This window comes from Aminobacter sp. LjRoot7, from assembly GCF_964252895.1.
Lineage (GTDB): Bacteria > Pseudomonadota > Alphaproteobacteria > Rhizobiales > Rhizobiaceae > Aminobacter > Aminobacter aminovorans_B.
The window spans coordinates 1-18,111 of sequence record NZ_CAXUPX020000005.1 but is presented as its reverse complement, the minus strand read 5'-3'; the positions used below and the strand labels follow the sequence as shown (position 1 = coordinate 18,111).

The following is an 18,111-nucleotide window of genomic DNA, read 5'->3' as shown; positions in this document are numbered from 1 at the left end:
TTTCAGGCAAGCTCCCACGAATGCCCGGCGATTTGCTCCGAATGCCGCGCTGGCGTCAAGCAGAGCGGCGACACGCTTGAGCGTTCTGGCGCCATGGCGCGCAAAAACCCTCCCGTCCGGAGACGGGAGGGCGCTTGGCTTCAGGTCTTGGGAGCCCCTGATTCCATCAGGGATAGGTACACTTGCCCTTCTGCGGTTCGCCCTGCGGGCCCGGCGTGCCGGTCTCTTCCCAGTCGCCGCCATGGCCGGCGCAATAAGCGATCATCAGGTTGCACGAGGCCTTGTTGTTGCAGGTCTCGACATGGCCGTGGGTCTGTCCGCCACCGCCCGGCGCCTTGAGGCCGAACTGGTGTGGCGGCGGTGCCGGCACGCGGGCCTTGAGCTGGGCGGCCGATGCAGCACCGGCAAAGGCCGACATCGAAAGGGCAAGCGTCGCGATCAGCGACGAGCGGATGATGGTGTTGGTCATGTTCATTTCGGTTCTCCTCTGGTCACCTTTGATCTTGCGGCTCGATGGCCGCCACGATCATGTGTGTCGGGGCCGGAGAAGAAGGTTCACGACGGAGATGGAAAAAAGATGGGGCGCATGAAGACAGCCTCGCGCCGGGCTATCCGCGAGGTCAAACCGACGGTCTAACCCCCACCCATGGGGATCGTCGCAACCACCCGCCCGGAAAGCGCCAGGTCGTCATTCGTCGCCATCATTGCCAGCGACGTCACCGGCAGCTCGGCCAGCACTACCCGCTGCCACCGCTGCACCAGTCCAGCGAGATCAGCCGTCTCCGCAACGGTCAGCGCCGCCGCTAAATGATAAGTGCCAACCACATAAAAGCGGCTCAGCCGCGCGCCGCAGGCCTGCTGCACCAGCCCGAAGATGTCCTTGCCGTCGTGGCAACAGGGATAGACCGGCAGGTAGATCCGGCCGGTGTTGATCCGGCCGAGGAACGGCCCGCCGATGCGCAGGGAAAGTGCGCCCTGCGGTGCGAGCGCTGCGGCCGCAGCCTCCACGCACCGCGCGATGTCAGGCTCGGACAGCCCGCCGACGATGGTCGCATGCAGCTTGCCGGCGCGCTCGCGGCCGAGCTGCCAGGCGATCTTGTCGCTGAACGAAAACGAGCGAAGCTCTGACTCGAATGCCTGGAATTCCCCGGCGCGGCCCAACGCTTCGGCATCGATGGGTACCACCAGCGAATGCCGCGGCGTGTCATAGCGTCCGTAGCGATAATCCGTCCCGTCCTTGCCGGCGATGATCTCGGGGTGGCCAGGTGCCGCTAGCGGCAGATGGGCGAGCCGGTAGGCGTCGTCGAAGGTCAACGCCTCGCCCGGACCGAGGATCCGGCGCGAGGCGTCATACGCCATGACGGTGTCGTCGCAGAATTTCATCTTGAAATGCCCATGTGGCAGGGGCTCCGGGGCGTGTTCATCCCGCCCGTGGCTTGACCATCAACACCCAATTCTCGCCGGTACCTGTCCAGCCCTCCTTGACCATCGGCTCTGAGGCGATCTCGCGGTAGCCGACGCTTTCATAGAGGTGGCGGGCCTTGGTGTTGGCGTCCGAAACGATGAGGCTGGTGCCGGTGCAGCCGGTGGCTTCGGCGATCGCATCGGCCATGGCCAGCAGCCGCGAGCCGTAGCCGCGGGCCCGTGCCTCCGGCAGCGTCGCCATCACGTTGACGTACCAGGTGCCTACAGCCATCGCCTCGAGCATGTTGAACGGCACAAACATGGCGGGTGTGTCGGGGTCGGGCAGCGACGGCTCGATCGGATAGCCGATCAGGCAGGCAATCACCTTGCCATGCTCCAGCACCACCGCGTTGCGGTAGGAAAAGCTGCCTTGCTCGCGTTGCGCCCGCTGGCGGCCGACCTCCCAGGGGTCGCCGCCCTCGGCTATCTTGGTCCAGAGATAGAGCGGCAGCCCGTCGCCAGCCATGTTGACCAGCTTGGTCAGGATCGCTGCGTCTTCCTTGGTGGCGGGCCGCGCCTCGGCAGTCAAACCCTCGTCGCTGTGAGCCTTTTCGGGCATGACACGCTCCTCCAGTCCACAGCGTCCCCTCGCTGCGGGCGGTATAGGAGCGTGCGCTGCCTGCGGCGTCAACCGTCGACTGCGCGTGCGTTGTCCTCAGCCCTTGCGCGCGCCGAGCCCGAAAAACCTGTCCAGCGAGAGCTGTCCGCCGCCATAGACGGCGAGCGCCAGCGCCATCGCCGCCCAAGGCAGGTGGAAGTTGGCCCAGCCCTCCGGCACCGTCAGCTGGATCACTGCGATCATCGCCAGGATGCCGAGCGCGGCAAAGCGCGTGCCGAGCCCCAGAACCAACAGGATCGGCAGCACGATCTCGCCGATACCGGCCAGCGTCGCCATCAGGATCGGTTCTGGGTAGGGGTACTGGTTACCGAAAATGTGCAGCGAAAATTCCTGGGTGAACAGATAGCGCGCGCCGTTCGACAGCGTCAGGAAGCCGTCCCATTTTGTCAGCCCCGACTTGAAGAACGGAACGGCGATGGCAAAGCGCAACGCCAACAGCGGCAGCGCCTCGGGGATCGCCGCAATGGTGGTCTCGATGCGCCGGATCGCGCAGCCTAGGCCGGCCTTGTGCGCCATCGGCGCGTGGTTGATCTCGGTCATTTCTTTATCTCCTTATTGGTCGGCAAAGCCGGCAAAGGTGCCGAGCGACACCAGGCCGACCATGGCGTGGCCGAAGTCGAATGCCGGGTTAGTGTCGAAGGCTGCTGCCGCTGCCTCGCCGATGCGGTCGCCGCGCAGAAGTGCTGTTGCGAACGCCGCGTCCGCCTCTGCGATGACATGCACCTGAACGACGATGTCCGGCCGGGTGATCACGATGTTCTCCGGCGCCATCACCGTCTGCACGCTGACCTCGTCGCCTTGGTGGGCCTGCCAGATGGTGCCGATGGAATAGTTCGAGCGCACAAGGGCCGCCGCCGGATGCGGGACGAGTGTGGTGTTGCCAAGCCGCTCGGGCGCAATCGCAGCCAGCGCTCCAACGGCCAGCGGGATCACGTCGGCGGCATGGTAGGCGCGGGTCCATTGAGCCTCCAGCCGCGCCGTGTCGGCGAGATAGGGCAGGGCCGCCGCAGGCGTAAAGCCGGTGATGAAATCGGGAAAGCTGTCGCCGTAGTCAAACATCAGCGGGCTGTCGGGCAGCGTCGTTGCAATGAAGGCGCGGGCCATGCCATTGAAGAAATCGTCGCCAACCAGCCGCTGCACGACTGGAAAACGCTGGCTCAGCGCCTTGGAGAGCGAGACCGCGACATTGTTGCGGTAGACCGCGAACCGCGCCGCATCGGCCTCGCCGCGCGCGCTGGTCACACCATCAGGCACTGGTTGCCCGGCATCGAGCAGGGCCTTGGTGAAGGTTTCCTGGTCCATCGTCACGCCCGCCTGACGAAACTGGCATTGCGCCGCTGTGCCGCCTCGTCGAGCACGGCTTCGGCACGGGTCGCCTCAGCCAGCAGCACCGCAAAGGCCGGCACGTCATTGTCCCATTCGATCAGCGTCGGCACCGGGCCGGTGCGGCCGATCGTGTGGCGGTAGAGCGAAAAGACGTCGTCGGCGACAGTCGAATTGTGCGCGTCGATCAGCAGCCGGTCGCCGGCGCCATCGACGGTTTCGTCATAGCCGGCGAGGTGGATTTCGCCGACGCGCTCGACCGGAAAGCGGTCGACATAGGCGAAGGCATCGAGCTGGTGGTTGACCGCCGACACCATCACATTGTTGACGTCGAGCAGCAGACCGCAGCCGGTCCGTTCGGCGATCGCATCTAGGAAGTCGATCTCGTCGATCGTACTGTCTTCGAACAGGATGTAGGTCGAAGGGTTTTCCAGCAGCATGCGCCGTCCCACGGTCTGCTGCACCTCGTCGACATGGGCGCTGACGCGCTCCAGCGTCTGTTTCGTGTAGGGCAGCGGCAAAAGGTCGTTGAGAAAGCCGCTCTCATGCGTCGACCAGGCCAAATGTTCGGAAAGGGACTGCGGCCGGTAGCGCTCGACCAGCGCCTTCAGCCGCGCCAGATGGGCCTTGTCGAGTGGCCGTTCGGCCCCGATCGACAGGCCGACGCCATGCAGCGACAGCGGATAGCGCGCGACGATCTCCGCCAGTGCGCGGTGTGGCGCGCCGCCGTCGCCCATATAGTTTTCGGCATGGACCTCGAAGAAGCCGATATCGGGTTCCGTCGTCAGGATCTCGTCGAGATGTTCTGGCTTGAGGCCGAGGCCGGCGCGAACGGGCAGGGCCCCGGCGCCGTCGATTGCGAATGTCATCGTGGTCGCTCGGATTGATTGGCAGGCGGGAAGGGGCCCGGTGCACCGGGCCCCATTGCATCAGCTCGGACGCATTACATCTTTGCCGGTTCGAGCATGCCCTTGTGGCCGCCGACGTCCATTGTCGTGCAGGTGCCGGCCGGCACGGCCTTCCAGGCGTTGCCCTGGTAGTCCATGGTCGAGGTACCGGCGCAGGTGGTGCCGGCGCCAGCGGCGCAATCGTTCTGGCCCTTCAGCGAAATGCCGTAGCACTTTTCCATGCCGACCAGCTTTTCAGCCGGCAGCGGAGCGGCAAAAGCCGACGAGGTGAGTGCGGTGGCGAGCGAGCCGGCAAGGGCGAGCGCGAGTGTCTGGCGGTTCATCATGTTCTCCTGCTAAAGGATTGACAGGGAAGCGTTCTGCATCCCATGCCGACGACTTCGCCAGCGTCTCGCCATTCGTTACGCTGGCCATCGAACACGCTTTCGTGAGTAAGCTTGCCGGCGATGTGAGAATATTTCTGCATCGCCCGAAGTAACAAAACGCGTTGCTTCGACGTAGAGGAGGAAACCGAGCTTGACGAGGACGGATGATGCCGAACTCGCCCGGCTTTTCAGGGCGGCGATTTCAGGTGACCACGGCGCCTACGCATTGTTTCTCGAAAGCGTAGGTCAGCTGGTGCGCGGATACTGCCGCAGGCGTATCGTGCATGGTGGCGTTGACCCGGAGGATGTCGTGCAGGAGGTTCTGCTTGCGATTCATCTGAAGCGTCATACATGGCGCCAGGATGAAGCGGTGACGCCTTGGGTCTATGCTATTGCCCGCTACAAGCTGATCGACGCCTTCCGCCGTCGCGGCAAGCGCATCGAGGTCGACATTGCCGATTTCGCCGAGACGCTGGCCGAACCGGAGAAGGATGAGCTCGGCAGCCGCGACATCGGCCGTGCGCTCGACGGACTGGCGCCGGTGCAGCGCAGTGTCGTCGCCTCGGTTTCGGTCGAGGGCGCCTCGATCGGCGAGACGGCCAGTGCGCTGGGCATGACCGAGACGGCGGTGCGCGTGGCGCTGCATCGCGGCCTCAAGGCGATCGCGCGTCGCTTCGGACAGGACTGACGGAACGGAAATGGAAACGAAGGATCTCATCAAGGCAATTTCCAGCGACGCGGCACCGGTCCGCCGTCCGCTCGGTACGCTGCTGCTCGCCGCATTCGGTGCGGCAGGCGTCATTGCCGTGGTCGTGTTTTCCATCGTCGCCGGCCCGCGTCCTGATTTCGCTGCCGCCGCCGAAACCTGGCGCTTCCTCCTCAAATTTGTCGTCACCTTGGCGCTGGTCGGCACAACGGGCGCTCTGGCACTCAGCCTTGCCCGGCCCGGCGCGCGGGTCGGCATGCGCCTCGGCCTGCTCGCCGTGGCGCCCACCATCCTGCTCGGCGCCATCCTCATCGAACTCACCACCATTCCGTCGGCCGAATGGGCGACGAGGCTCGTCGGCACCAATGCCCGTATCTGCCTGACGCTGATCCCGCTCATCGGCCTCGGCCCGCTCGCTGTCCTGCTCACCGCCATGCGCCAGGGCGCGCCGACGCGCCCGACGCTCGCCGGTGCCGCCTGCGGCCTGCTCGCCGGTGGCCTCGCCGCCACGCTTTATGCCGCGCACTGCTTCGACGATTCCCCGTTCTTCGTCGCCACCTGGTACACGCTGGCCATCGCCATCCTGACCGTCGTCGGCGCCATCGCCGGCCGCTTCGTCCTACGCTGGTAGCCAAGGGCGTCGCAAACGCGCGCCGCGTTTCCGCTGCTTGTTAACCGCCCTGCTTGTTAAGCAAAGCCGCCCCTGCTAAAGCGCGGCGCATGACCACACCGCTCGACCACATCCGCAATTTCTCCATCGTTGCCCACATCGATCACGGCAAGTCGACGCTTGCCGACCGCCTGATCCAGTCCACCGGTGGACTGGAAGCGCGCGAGATGACCGAGCAGGTCCTCGACAACATGGACATCGAGCGCGAGCGCGGCATCACCATCAAGGCCCAGACCGTTCGGCTCAATTACCGCGCCAACAATGGCGAGGATTACATCCTCAACCTGATCGACACGCCCGGCCACGTCGACTTCGCCTATGAAGTCTCGCGTTCGCTGTCGGCCTGCGAGGGTTCGCTGCTCGTCGTCGACGCCAGCCAGGGCGTCGAGGCGCAGACGCTCGCCAACGTCTACCAGGCGATCGACAACAACCACGAGATCGTTGTCGTCCTCAACAAGATCGACCTGCCCGCCGCCGAGCCCGAGCGCATCAAGGAGCAGGTCGAGGAAGTCATCGGCATCGACGCGTCGCAGGCCGTCTACATCTCGGCCAAGACGGGTCTCGGCATTCCCGACGTGCTGGAGGCGATCGTCACCCAGCTGCCGCCGCCGCGCGAGGGCGACGCGGATGCGCCGCTCAAGGCGATGCTGGTCGACAGCTGGTACGACACCTATCTCGGCGTTATCGTCCTGGTCCGCATCATCGATGGTAAGCTCAAGAAGGGCCAGACCATCCGCATGATGGAGACCAACGCCAAGTACCTGGTCGAGCGCACTGGCGTCTTCACGCCCAAGATGATCCAGGTCGACGAGCTTGGCCCTGGCGAGTTCGGCTTCTTCACCGGCTCGATCAAGGAAGTGGCCGACACCCGCGTCGGCGACACCATCACCGAGGACAAGCGCTCGACCGCCAAGGCCCTGCCGGGCTTCAAGCCGGCCCAGCCGGTGGTGTTCTGCGGCCTGTTCCCGGTCGACGCCGCCGACTTCGAGGACCTGCGCGCTGCCATGGGCAAGCTGCGCCTCAACGACGCCTCGTTCTCGTTCGAAATGGAAACCTCGGCCGCTCTCGGCTTCGGCTTCCGCTGCGGCTTCCTGGGTCTCTTGCACCTCGAGATCATCCAGGAGCGGCTCGAGCGCGAGTTCAACCTCGACCTCATCGCCACCGCCCCTTCGGTCGTCTACCGCATGAACCTCAATGACGGTTCGGTGAAGGAACTGCACAACCCCGCCGACATGCCCGACGTGGTCAAGATCGCCGCGATCGAGGAGCCGTGGATCCGCGCCACCATCCTCACCCCTGACGACTATCTCGGCTCGATCCTCAAGCTCTGCCAGGAGCGCCGCGGCATCCAGGCCGACCTCTCCTATGTCGGCAAGCGCGCCATGCTTGTCTACGACCTGCCGCTCAACGAAGTCGTGTTCGACTTCTACGATCGCCTGAAGTCGATCTCCAAGGGCTATGCCTCCTTCGACTACCACCTCACCGACTACCGCGAGGGCGACCTCGTCAAGATGTCGATCCTGGTCAACGAGGAGCCGGTCGACGCGCTCTCCATGCTCGTCCACCGCACCGCTGCCGAAAAGCGCGGCCGCGTCATGGTCGAGAAGCTGAAGGAGCTGATCCCGCAGCACATGTTCAAGATCCCGATCCAGGCCGCCATCGGCGGCAAGGTCATTGCCCGCGAGACCATCTCGGCGCTGCGCAAGGATGTCACCGCCAAGTGCTACGGCGGCGACGTCACCCGCAAGCGCAAGCTGCTCGAGAAGCAGAAAGAGGGCAAGAAGCGCATGCGCCAGTTCGGCAAGGTCGACATCCCGCAGGAAGCCTTCATCCAGGCGCTCAAGATGGGCGATAACTAGGCGCCAGCCTTACCCTCCCCCTTGTGGGGAGGGTGGCGGCGCAGCCGCCGGGTGGGGGTTCGCTCCGCACACCCCTCCAAGCATACCCATCTCACTCAACCAGTCATCCCGCAGTGCAAACTTGTACTGCACCGCAGCGTCGAATTATTCGCCGCCGCGCGTCTTCGACTGTTCTGTCGATTTACTGACGCCGTGAAGATGGCTAGCCTTCCCTTCGCATTCTGCCCGAGGGAACATCATGAACTGGACTGAAAAGGACAAGAAGCTGGGTATGGATCGCGCCATATCCAGGCGCGATTTCATGGACGGCGTGGCGATGGCGATCGGCGGTGCTGTGGCGTTGCGCGCCATGGGTCCCGGTCAGGCGCATGCGCAAACCGCCGCCGCCACCTACCCGCCCGCCGCTGCCGGCCTGCAGGGCCAGACCGACGCTGCCCAGAACGTCATGCACGCCGTCCGCGACGGCACCTGGTGGTCCGACGCCGGCCCGGTCACCGCAAGCGGCGAGAGCTACGACCTGGTGGTCGTCGGCGCCGGCATTTCAGGCCTTGCCGCCGCCCACACCTTCCGCAAGCAGGCCGGCGCCGACAAGCGCGTGCTGGTCATCGACCCGCTCGAGGATTTCGGCGGCCACGCCAAGCGCAACGAATTCACTGCCTCGAACGGCGCCAAGCTCATCGGCTATGGCGGCAGCCAGTCGATGCAGACGCCGAGCTTTTTCAGCCCCGCCGTCAACGCGCTGCTCGCCGACATCGGCATCGAACCGAAACGCTTCGAAACCTTCTACGACCAGAAATGGTCCGAGGATCGCGGCCTGTCAGGCGCCATCTTCTTCTCCAAGGAGCAGTGGGGCGAAGACAAGCTGGTCATCCGCACCGGCAAGACGCCTGAATGGGTGGCCAAGACGCCGCTCAACGACAAGGCCAAGGCCGACCTGATCCAGCTTATCGAAGCGCCCGGCGACTATCTGCCCGGCCTGACCAGCGAGCAGCGCCTGGAGAAGCTGTCGGAGATCACCTACAGGGCGTTCCTGCTCGACCACGCCAAGGTCGACCCTCAGGTCGCCAACTACTTCGCCACCTCCACCAACGGCTATTTCGGCGTCGGCATCGATGCGGCGAGCGCGCTCGACGCGCGCGCCAACGGCAATCCGGGCTTCGACGGCATGGACCTCGGCGAAGCCGTGTCGAAATACAACAGCCCCTCGGGGCGTCTCGCCTTCACCGACCCCGACGACTACATCTACCACTTCCCCGACGGCAACGCCGGCATCGCCCGCGCCCTGGTGCGCGCGCTGGTGCCGGGCGCGCTCGCCGGCACCACGATGGAGGAGCTGGTCACCGAAACCGTCGACTATTCAGCCCTCGACAAGCCGGAAAACCCGGTCCGCATCAGGCTGAATTCGACGGTCGTCAAGGTCGTCCATGATGGCGCGCCAGGCAGCGCCGGCTCGGTCACCGTCACCTATGCCGATATCAAGGGCAGGCCGGTCAGCGTCAAGGCCGGCCACGTCGTGCTCGCCTGCTGGCACCGCGTCATCCCCTACCTCACCGACGAGCTCGGCGCCGAGCAGGTCGCCGCCCTCAACGACCAGCAGAAGGTGCCACTGATCTACACCAACGTGCAGCTGCGCAACTGGCAGGCCTTCGACAAGCTCAAGATTGACGGTTTCAGGGCACGCGGCGATTTCTGGAGCGGCGCCGACATCGATTTTCCTGTCTCGATGGGCGCCTACAAATTCGCCGACAAGCCCGATGATCCGGTCATCCTGCACCTCTCCAAGGTGATGACCAGCCCGGGCCTTGCCCCGCGCGAACAGGCGCTGGCCGGGCGGCGGGCACTGATGACGCTGAGCTTCGAGGAGATGGAGCGCTCGATCCGCGACCTGCTCGGCCGCGCCCTGTCAGGCGGCGGCTTCGACCCCGCCCGCGACATCGAGGCCATCACCTGCAATCGCTGGTCGCACGGTTACGCCTACGAATACATGCGTCCCGGCGACCGCTTCTGGCCCGACGGCCCACTGCCCATCGAAGCCGCCCGCAAGCCCTGGGGCCGCATATCAATCGCCAACGCCGACAGCGGCGCCTACGCCTACGCCCACTCGGCAATCGACCAGGGCGTCCGTGCGGTGCGTGACCTGCTGGGGACACCGGAGGGCGCGCCCGACTACGCGCGCTTCCCGGGACCGCCGGCGGAGAAGATTGGGCTGTGAGGTAGGCGATCTTTTTCCTTCTCCCCTCCTGAGCTTGTCGAAGGGATGGGGAGAAGGTGGCCCGCATGGCCGGATGAGGGGCGGCGCAAGCGCCCCAGCCAAGCCAAGCGCCCCAGCCAAGCTCCGTCAAAAGATAAACAGTGCGCGTCGAATGGCTGGCTCCCCAAAACTTTATTGTGAGCCTGTCGAACCACAGGTCTTGGGGCCCGCAGAACATGGCGCCTGACGCCCTCGTGGTTCGACAGGCTCACCATGAGGGCTACTGAGGCGCCTCCGCCCTCTCGTCGTCAAGACGGGGAGAAGGTGGTTCGCAGGGCTGGATGAGGGCGATGCAACCGCACCAGCCAGAACTTCCCCATCAGCGGTGCTCGTCGACGGTGCGCTCCCCCAAAACCTCATGGTGAGCCTGTCGAACCACGAGGTTTTGGGGCTAGCAAAATTTGGCGCCTGACGCCCTCGTGGTTCGACAGGCTCACCATGAGGGCTATTGAAGCGCCTCCGCCCTTTCTCCGCTCAGCACTCAGTTGCGGCGTCCCAAAACTCGTCCCGCACCTAAAAGCCCATGTAATGAGGCTGCCGAACCCGTCATGTTGAGCCTGCCGCGCCTCATGGTGAGCCTGTCGAACCATCGGATTTTGAGCCATCGTCGTCCGAACGCTTCCACCACGGCGTGAATTCAACCCCTTGCCTATTCTTCGCGAGTTCCGGCAGCCGTTCATACGCCAGCGCAATCAGCGCTTCCTTTTTGGCGCGGCTCCAGCCCTTGATCTGCCGCTCGCGTTCGATCGCCTCGACAATCCGGTCATATGTCTCGGTGAACACCAGCTCCACCGGTCGTCGTTTACGTGTATAGCCGTCATAGACGCCTTCATCGTGCTCCCACACACGCGCCTCAATGCCCTGTTTGGTCAGGCCGGTGTAGTAGGAACTATCCGCGCATCGCAGGATGTAGACAGTGACCTCCATGCGTGCCGCCTCCTCCAAAAAGCTGCAGCCCAGACCCTCATCCTGAGCCTATCGAAGGATGAGCATGGCGCGAGTCCTGAGGTAATGGGCGCCCGCTGCCTCGGAGCTCTGGCTATACCAATCAGCATACGAAGCCCCTGCGCCGCTGATAACTACGCAAGACGCCTTCATCTCAAATCTCGCTCGCCAGCTCGCCGGTGTGCGAGCCATTCATGCATCGCAGCCGCACCCGGCATCTCTTGTTGACCATGTATTCGTCCCTGCGCAGGTATGTCGCAGGAAATACTCTCTTGCAAAAGAGGAGCCGGTGGATACCAATGTCAGCGCGTGTTGGGGGCAAGGCATAATGGTAAAAAGAAAAGGTGAGTCGTTTATCGAGAGCGAGAGAGCAGATCAATTTGCTGCGACATTGGAGGAGGCGACACGATCAACTACCGAAGGAGTCAAGTACTTCATCGAGCCTGCCAAGGGAACGCTCTCGCGCGGAAAAACCAGACGACATCATTTTATCTTTGGTAGGCGAGGGTCTGGGAAATCCAGCTTGCTTAACAAGCTTCGGTCTGAGTTGACCCTAGATAGAATGCCCGTGGCGTATATCGATCTTGAAACGTTTAAAGGGCATAGTTATCCGGACGTTTTGGTAAGCATACTCATAAAGACGCTTGATAGCTATTCAGATTGGTTTTCAACGGCCGGTGTTTTTCCTGCGTCAAAACAGTCATTCTGGCAGAAATTGTTTGGTGCAAAGCCGAGAGTGAAGTCGATCGATGGTCGAAAGGCTAGCGATTTGGTGAAGAGATTGGGTGATATTAGGTCCGAGTTGGCCAATCTTTTGTCGGAACCGGAGGAGCTATCTCGAACGAGGCGAGCCAAGCAAGCTAAAGAGCGCAAGATTGATGGGGCGGGCTCTCTAGATTTTGGCGGCGGGCAAGCATCTGCCAGTGCATCGCGTTCTCTAGCTACCGAAAGAGAAATAGCGGACAGCTACAACTCAAAAAAGATTGAAGTACTCCATCGAAGAATAATAGATTTCAAGCAGATTTTTTCTGATCTTTCGTCTGTTTCTGGAAAGCCAAGTTATCTATTTTTGGATGATTTGTATCATATAAGATCGTCAAACCAAGCGGAGGTGGTTGATTATTTTCACAGAATTACCAAGGGTACCAATACGTGGATGAAGGTTGGTACCATTAAGCATAGAACTCAATGGTATTTTTTTGGACAGCCGCCAATCGGCATGAAATTGGGGGATGACGCCGACGAAATAGATCTTGATTTTACGTTAGAGAAGTACGATTTAACTAAGGAGTTTCTCGTTAAGGTACTCGACCAGTTTTGTCGGGAGCATGAAAGTAAAGTTTCAGATATTCTGTCCGACGGTGCAAGAGATAGGTTGGTGTTGGCTAGCGGTGGTGTGGCTAGAGATTTCTTGAGCATTGTTCGAAGGTCAATTGATGTTACAAGGCAAAGGTTAGCGAGCAATGATCGATTTCGTGGAGACAGAATTTCGGCCGAAGACGTAAATAAAGCTGCTGGTGAATTGGATGGGTTCAAGAGAGAGGATTTCAGTCGAGATACATCAGACGATGATTCTCAGTCACTGAACGACTTATTTGAAGAGGTAAAGAAATTTTGCCTGGAAAAAAATAGTTGTAATTGTTTTCTTGTGAATAAAGAGTCTAAAAATACGCAGGCCACAATGATAAAGGAGCTTGTTGATCTGAAATTTCTTCACCACGTGAGGTCGCGCGTCACGGCAAGAGATAAGGCTGGGCAGATATACGATGCTTACATGCTAGATATTAGTCAGTACTCAGGCGAGCGTAAACGAAGGAACATGGACATGATCGAGTTTTGGCAAAAAGACGGAGAAAATCAGCTCAGGCGAGGGACACTCGTCTTCACGTAAGTTAATTTGCTACTTGGTCGCCGAGGCTAAGGAGATGCAGCGTTTCGTGGGCTTTCTGTCGCGCGCGAACGTCACCCCTTCAATTAGTGCACCCCTGTTTCACTACCTCCCAAACCGCATCACCCAGTTCACCTCCCACGTCTCGCCGCCACCCCTAGACATCGCCTGTTCCCAGCGCGGGCTTTCATCAGGCGTCCAGAGATACCGCACACGCACCGGTACACCGCCCTCGACATCGTCGCCATAAAACTCGCCACACCCATCTGCGAACCGCCCGACGACCGGCGGGAACAACCTGAAATTCCTGGTGTCGTTCCAGTAGATCGACCACAGCCCGGTCTCGGGGTTGTAGAGCCGGAGCGTCATGCCGGTGAACCCGCGCTCGGGCACCGCCATCTGGTCGAGATTGCCGCCAAAGGTGCCGTCGGGCGCCTGCATCACCTTTTCGATGTGCGAAAACGCGGTGAACGTCTCCCATTCGTCCGAGCCCACCAGCCGCTCGCGCAGGCGGGTGTTGGTCACCGTCCAGTCGCCGATCAGGAAATCGAAATCGTCAAAGCCGCTCATGCCATCCTCCCCTGGGGTTTGATCAGGAATAGCAGACCCCTCCTGACAGGCTGCTGTCAGCATCTGTCAGGGATGGCTTGACCTTGGCGGCAGCGCGGGCTCATCTGCCGCCGCGATGCCGCCACAGCTTTCGCCTAACGCCCGCTCCATGAAACTTGTCGCCGCCCTCCTTGCCCTGGCAACCCTGTCCGCCTGTGCTGCCCGCGCGCCGGAGCCGCCAGCGCCCGTCGCCGCCCCGCCGGCCGCCGTGCAACCCGCCATCGAACCGCTGCCTGAAGGCGTCAAGCCGCTGACCGTCGAGCAGGACGAGCAGATTTCGCAGGGCTGAGCGGGGAGAATTTCTCCACGGATCTGCGTTTTTTGCACATTTTCTTTTGACGTCCCGTTCCTTCGCGCCCCCCTCTGGCCTGCCGGCCATCTCCCCCTCAGGTGGGGAGATCACGCCGTCATCGGCGCGGCGGCCAGTCGCCGAGGCAGCAAGCGGAATCCCGGCAATCTTGCAGGACGAAGGCCGCCGGCGACGCGACTAATCTCCCCACCTGAGGGGGAGATGCCCGGCAGGCCAGAGGGGGCGCGACAGAACGCAACCTGGCAGGATTTGCGAATCCACTCACCATCCCCCGTGAACACCCACCCCCGTTTCTCCACGCCCTCAAAACCTGCGCCATAATCCATCCCGTTCCTCCCAACGGGAACGCCGGTCGCGACGGTGATCAGTGGGGAGGGGCCGGCGCCTCCGGCGGCGGGCAAACGTGGCCCGTCGCCCGGGGAGGTTCCGTCCAAGGGTTCCCCTCCGGGTATTACGGCCCGGGTGCGCTGGACGATGCGCTAGTGGGGCCGGCAAGGGGCGCCAATGCCCAAGACGGCCTGCGGAAGCGGAACGGACGGGAACAGAAATCGCCGGACGGGCGGTCGCGAGATCGCACTTACACATAGCCGAGCGATCTCGCGACCGCCCGTCTTCCCGACCTTTCCACCCTAACCCGGCTCGCTTCGAGCGCGGCAACGGAGGCGCATGTGTCCGACAAACCCTGGCAGCATCCCGTCTTTGCCATTCCCAAGATGGAGCGCGAGCCCTGGCGCACCGACGCGCAGTGGGCCTGCGTAGTCCGCGACCAGGAGCGCCACGCCGAAGCCAAGGGCGTCTATCTCGGCCTGTTCCAGCTGCTGTGCAGCCATCTCGGATTTTTCCGCCGTTGCCCGCTGCGCGGTTGCCGCCGGCTGAAACAATGCGTCGGCCGCCGCGCCGAGGACGATTGGTCCTTCGCCTTCCGCCCGTTCATCCCGCCATGCGTTCCGCTCGAGGAAGGCATCGTCGAGGCGATGCGGACCGAAATCCGTGCCGAGGTCGCGCGCCTCAATGCAGCGGACGGCGCGCAAGCAACCCTTGCCAGCGCTCCACGGCAGCGTAAGCTCGGCGCCTGATCACGGAGGAAGCGAACGAAATGGCCAAGGGCATGGTCGAGGGCGAAAAGATCGACGTCGGCTTTTCCGGGCGCCGCTGCATCCATTCGCGCAACTGCGTGCTCGCCAATCCGCATGTCTTCGAGCCCAACGCGCCGGGCGAGTGGATCCACCCCGACGCAGCGTCGGTCGAGCAGATCGTGGCGATCGCCGAAAGCTGCCCCTCGGGCGCCATCACCTATCGCCGCAGGGATGGCGGGCCGGATGAGGCGCCGCCGGTGGTCAACACCGTGCGTATCCGCGAGAACGGGCCGCTCGCCGTGCATGCCGAGATCGTGTTCAACGGCGAGACCTTCCACCGCGCCACCTTGTGCCGCTGCGGTGCCTCCCAAAACAAACCTTTCTGCGACGGCAGCCACAGCAAGACAGGCTTTGCCGCCACCGGCGAGCCAGCGCTGAAAGAATCCCAGCCGCTCGCCGCCCGCGATGGCCCGCTGGTTCTCACGCCGCAGCCCAATGGCAACCTCAAGCTCGAGGGCAATGTCGAGATCGTCACCGGCACCGGCCACACGGTCGACCGCGCGACAAAAGTCTGGCTCTGCCGCTGCGGCCAGTCGGCCAACAAGCCTTGGTGCGACAACACCCACAAGAGGATCGGCTTCGTGGCATGACGGGTGGACGCTGCACCGGCGAGGCGGATGCGGGGAGAGGTACCTGGGACTGACCCTCTGCTTGGCTGCAACTGGCCAATTTTCCTTTGGCCGGGATATCGGCTAAGCGGGACGGAGAACGCGAACTCCGGAAGCCCAGCGCATGCACGCCAGCCATCCCCTCTATCTCGGTATCGACACCGGCGGCACCTACACCGACGCGGTGCTGTGGTCCGAGGCGCATGGCCCGCAGGGCAAGGTGCTGGCCAAGGCCAAGTCGCTGACCACCCGCCACGACCTGGCCGTCGGCATTTCGGGCGCGGTCGATGCGGTGCTGGACAAGGCCGGCGTCAACCCCGCCGCCATCAAGCTGGTGTCGATGTCGACGACGCTTGCCACCAACGCTTTGGTCGAGGGCCAGGGCGGGCGCTCAGCACTTGTCATGATCGGCTTCTCCGAGCCCGACCTCGCCCGCGATGGGCTCAAGACAGCGCTTGGCACCGACCCACTGGTGTTGTGCGAGGGCGGCCATGACGTCCACGGCAATGCCCGCCCCCTCGATCTCGCAGCGCTCGAAGCCGCCCTGCCGGAACTGGCGAAATCAGTCTCGGGTTTCGCCGTCTGCGCCTATTTCGCCACCCGCAACCCCGCCCATGAGATTCTTGCACGCGATTTGATCCGCGAAAAAACAGGCCTGCCGGTCACCGCCAGCCACGAACTCTCCGCCAAGCTCGGCGGCCCGCGCCGGGCGCTGACGACGCTGCTCAATGCCCGCCTGATCTCGATGATCGACCGCCTCGTCGCCGCGACCGTGGGCTTTCTCGACAAACGCAAGATCAATGCGCCCTTGATGGTGGTGCGCGGCGATGGTGCCTTGGTCTCCGCCCAATTCGCCCGCCAGCGGCCGATCGAGACAATCCTCTCCGGCCCCGCCGCCAGCCTCGTCGGCGCCCGCCACATGACTGGGCTCGACAATGCCGTCGTCTCCGACATCGGCGGCACCACCACCGACGTCGCCGTGCTTGACCATGGCCGCCCGCGGCTCGACCCGGAAGGCGCCACCGTCGGCGGGTTCCGCACCATGGTCGAGGCCGTCGCCATGCGCACCTTCGGTCTTGGCGGCGATTCCGAAGTTTCGCTGGAGGAGGGCGGGCTGAAGCCCAGGATGTCGCTCGGCCCGCGCCGCCTGGTGCCGCTGGCGCTCGCCGGCATGGTCCATGGCGAGGCGGTGACGGAGGAGCTGGAGCGCCAGTTGCGCGCGCCCAATCCCGGCCGCATGGATGGTCGCTTCGCCGTGCGCACCGGCGTGCCGGAGCAACTGGCGGCAGGGCTGACGGCGCCGGAGGCAAAGCTCTACGACCAGATCGGGGCGGTGCCGCAGCCTATCGACCGGCTGCTGACCTCCAATGCCCAGAACGCCACGCTCAATCGGCTGGTGTCGCGCGGGCTTGTCCATGTCTGCGGCTTCACCCCGTCTGATGCCGCCCATGTGCTCGGCCGGCAGGCCAACTGGGACGAGGCGGCAGCACGACTTGGCGCCGAGCTGTTCGCCCGCAAGCGCGACGGCCGCGGCCAGCCGATTGCAGCCACGCCCGAAGCATTGTCCGAGCGCGTGCTGGTCACGCTCACCCGCCTCTCCGCCGAAGTCATTCTGGAAACGGCCTTCGCCGAGGACGGGCTCGACGGTGCGGCGACCGTTGCGCATGCGCTGGTCCAGCGCGCGGTCGACGCCCATCCCGGCATCGCCCGCTTCACCGTCGCGCTCGACCGCCCCGTCATCGGCCTCGGTGCATCGGCGCCGCTGCATTATGCCGGCCTGCCGCCGTTGGTCGGCAATGAGTGCGTGGTGCCCGAGGATACCGATGTCGCCAATGCGCTGGGTGCCGTGGTCGGCCAGGTCCGCGTGACGGCCGAAGCCCGCGTCAGCCAACCCAAGGAAGGTCTGTTCCGGGTGGCCGTTGGCGAATTGCTACGCGATTTCACCGATGAGGCCGCCGCGATGGCGTTGGCGGAAGCCGAAGCGCGCGCCATCGTTGCCGCGAGAGCCCGCGATGCCGGCACCGATGCCGCCGAGATCGACGTGGCTGTCGACCTCAAGGTCTCGACTGTCGAAAGCCAGCGCATGTTCATCGAGGCGCATGTGCTTGCCACCGCCAGTGGTCGGCCCCGGATCGCGGTTTGACGGCTAAATCGATTTGCAGCGGCGACGTCAGTAAATCATTGCTGCCTTGCAACATTCGACGAATTGACCCTGCGCGTTTTGCGTGCCAAACGCCCAAAAACTTTATTTAGAACGCCCCTGCGGCGCCGGAATTCTGGAGCGCATCTCATGACCGATACTGTCTCCCTTCATGGCCTTTCTGTCGCGCGCGAGCTCCACGACTTCGTGGTCTCGGAGGCTCTGCCGGGGACGGGTGTGGATGCGGAGGCGTTCTGGGAAGGGTTTGCGGCGATCGTGCACGACCTCGCGCCAAAGAACCGGGCGCTCT

The 18,111-nt window shown here is 63.4% G+C and carries 18 protein-coding genes and 1 pseudogene; 10 read left to right on the top strand and 9 right to left on the bottom strand.

Annotated elements, in window-relative coordinates:
* Positions 1-166: 166 nt before the first annotated feature.
* The 7 genes from ACSQ3E_RS15505 to ACSQ3E_RS15475 all read right to left on the bottom strand — a co-directional run bounded on the left by ACSQ3E_RS15505 (position 167) and on the right by ACSQ3E_RS15475 (position 4,637).
* Positions 167-475 carry a hypothetical protein gene (locus ACSQ3E_RS15505; protein WP_436123393.1) on the bottom strand — a complete coding sequence of 103 codons (309 nt, stop codon included), beginning with the start codon at positions 473-475 and terminating at the stop codon, positions 167-169.
* 158 nt (positions 476-633) lie between these two features.
* The gene (locus tag ACSQ3E_RS15500; protein ID WP_436123392.1) at positions 634-1,383 is read right to left on the bottom strand and encodes a hypothetical protein; all 750 of its coding nucleotides are present in this window, start codon (positions 1,381-1,383) and stop codon (positions 634-636) included.
* A gap of 37 nt (positions 1,384-1,420) precedes the next feature.
* Positions 1,421-2,023 (bottom strand): GNAT family N-acetyltransferase, encoded by a 603-nt coding sequence (locus tag ACSQ3E_RS15495; protein ID WP_436123391.1) that lies wholly within the window; start codon positions 2,021-2,023, stop codon positions 1,421-1,423.
* Between the two features lie 96 nt (positions 2,024-2,119).
* Entirely contained in the window at positions 2,120-2,599 is a 480-nt protein-coding gene (locus ACSQ3E_RS15490) for a DoxX family protein (RefSeq protein WP_436123649.1), read from the bottom strand.
* A gap of 36 nt (positions 2,600-2,635) precedes the next feature.
* The gene (locus ACSQ3E_RS15485; protein WP_436123390.1) at positions 2,636-3,385 is read right to left on the bottom strand and encodes an HvfC/BufC family peptide modification chaperone; all 750 of its coding nucleotides are present in this window, start codon (positions 3,383-3,385) and stop codon (positions 2,636-2,638) included.
* A gap of 2 nt (positions 3,386-3,387) precedes the next feature.
* Positions 3,388-4,275, bottom strand: coding sequence for an MNIO family bufferin maturase (gene bufB / locus ACSQ3E_RS15480; RefSeq protein ID WP_436123389.1), 888 nt, complete (start codon positions 4,273-4,275; stop codon positions 3,388-3,390).
* Between the two features lie 74 nt (positions 4,276-4,349).
* Positions 4,350-4,637, bottom strand: a complete 288-nt coding sequence (locus ACSQ3E_RS15475) for a BufA1 family periplasmic bufferin-type metallophore (protein ID WP_310320482.1) — start codon at positions 4,635-4,637, stop codon at positions 4,350-4,352.
* Between the two features lie 193 nt (positions 4,638-4,830).
* Here ACSQ3E_RS15475 and ACSQ3E_RS15470 point away from each other — a divergent pair, with 193 nt between their 5' ends.
* The 4 genes from ACSQ3E_RS15470 (at position 4,831) to ACSQ3E_RS15455 (ending at position 10,126) form a co-directional block, all read left to right on the top strand.
* Positions 4,831-5,367 (top strand): sigma-70 family RNA polymerase sigma factor, encoded by a 537-nt coding sequence (locus tag ACSQ3E_RS15470; RefSeq protein ID WP_310319678.1) that lies wholly within the window; start codon positions 4,831-4,833, stop codon positions 5,365-5,367.
* A gap of 10 nt (positions 5,368-5,377) precedes the next feature.
* On the top strand, positions 5,378-6,016 hold the full coding sequence (locus ACSQ3E_RS15465) for an NrsF family protein (RefSeq protein WP_436123388.1): 639 nt from the start codon (positions 5,378-5,380) through the stop codon (positions 6,014-6,016).
* A gap of 89 nt (positions 6,017-6,105) precedes the next feature.
* A complete protein-coding gene (lepA, locus tag ACSQ3E_RS15460) occupies positions 6,106-7,914 on the top strand; it encodes a translation elongation factor 4 (protein ID WP_436123387.1) in 1,809 nt (602 codons plus the stop codon).
* Between the two features lie 238 nt (positions 7,915-8,152).
* Complete coding sequence (locus tag ACSQ3E_RS15455) at positions 8,153-10,126, top strand: NAD(P)-binding protein (RefSeq protein WP_436123386.1); 1,974 nt, start codon at positions 8,153-8,155, stop codon at positions 10,124-10,126.
* A 687-nt stretch (positions 10,127-10,813) separates the two neighbouring features.
* On the opposite strand, the pseudogene ACSQ3E_RS15450 reads toward ACSQ3E_RS15455, so the two are convergent.
* A pseudogene (locus ACSQ3E_RS15450) lies at positions 10,814-11,092 on the bottom strand (GIY-YIG nuclease family protein); the annotation flags it as partial.
* 307 nt (positions 11,093-11,399) lie between these two features.
* Between ACSQ3E_RS15450 and ACSQ3E_RS15445 the strand changes: the two are divergent.
* Complete coding sequence (locus tag ACSQ3E_RS15445) at positions 11,400-13,001, top strand: P-loop NTPase fold protein (protein ID WP_436123385.1); 1,602 nt, start codon at positions 11,400-11,402, stop codon at positions 12,999-13,001.
* A gap of 102 nt (positions 13,002-13,103) precedes the next feature.
* Here ACSQ3E_RS15445 and ACSQ3E_RS15440 read toward each other — a convergent pair whose 3' ends face one another.
* Positions 13,104-13,568, bottom strand: coding sequence for a hypothetical protein (locus ACSQ3E_RS15440; RefSeq protein WP_436123384.1), 465 nt, complete (start codon positions 13,566-13,568; stop codon positions 13,104-13,106).
* 148 nt (positions 13,569-13,716) lie between these two features.
* On the opposite strand from ACSQ3E_RS15440, the gene ACSQ3E_RS15435 reads away from it, so the two are divergent.
* The 5 genes from ACSQ3E_RS15435 to ACSQ3E_RS15415 all read left to right on the top strand — a co-directional run.
* Complete coding sequence (locus ACSQ3E_RS15435; protein WP_436123383.1) at positions 13,717-13,896, top strand: hypothetical protein; 180 nt, start codon at positions 13,717-13,719, stop codon at positions 13,894-13,896.
* A 689-nt stretch (positions 13,897-14,585) separates the two neighbouring features.
* Positions 14,586-14,993: a hypothetical protein gene (locus ACSQ3E_RS15430; RefSeq protein ID WP_436123382.1), complete on the top strand. Its 408-nt coding sequence runs from the start codon at positions 14,586-14,588 to the stop codon at positions 14,991-14,993.
* A 20-nt stretch (positions 14,994-15,013) separates the two neighbouring features.
* Positions 15,014-15,643, top strand: a complete 630-nt coding sequence (locus ACSQ3E_RS15425; protein ID WP_436123381.1) for a CDGSH iron-sulfur domain-containing protein — start codon at positions 15,014-15,016, stop codon at positions 15,641-15,643.
* Positions 15,644-15,785: 142 nt separating this feature from the next.
* Positions 15,786-17,804, top strand: coding sequence for a hydantoinase/oxoprolinase N-terminal domain-containing protein (locus tag ACSQ3E_RS15420; RefSeq protein WP_436123380.1), 2,019 nt, complete (start codon positions 15,786-15,788; stop codon positions 17,802-17,804).
* A 147-nt stretch (positions 17,805-17,951) separates the two neighbouring features.
* The coding region (locus tag ACSQ3E_RS15415) for a hypothetical protein (RefSeq protein ID WP_436123648.1) at positions 17,952-18,111 on the top strand (160 nt) is incomplete at its 3' end.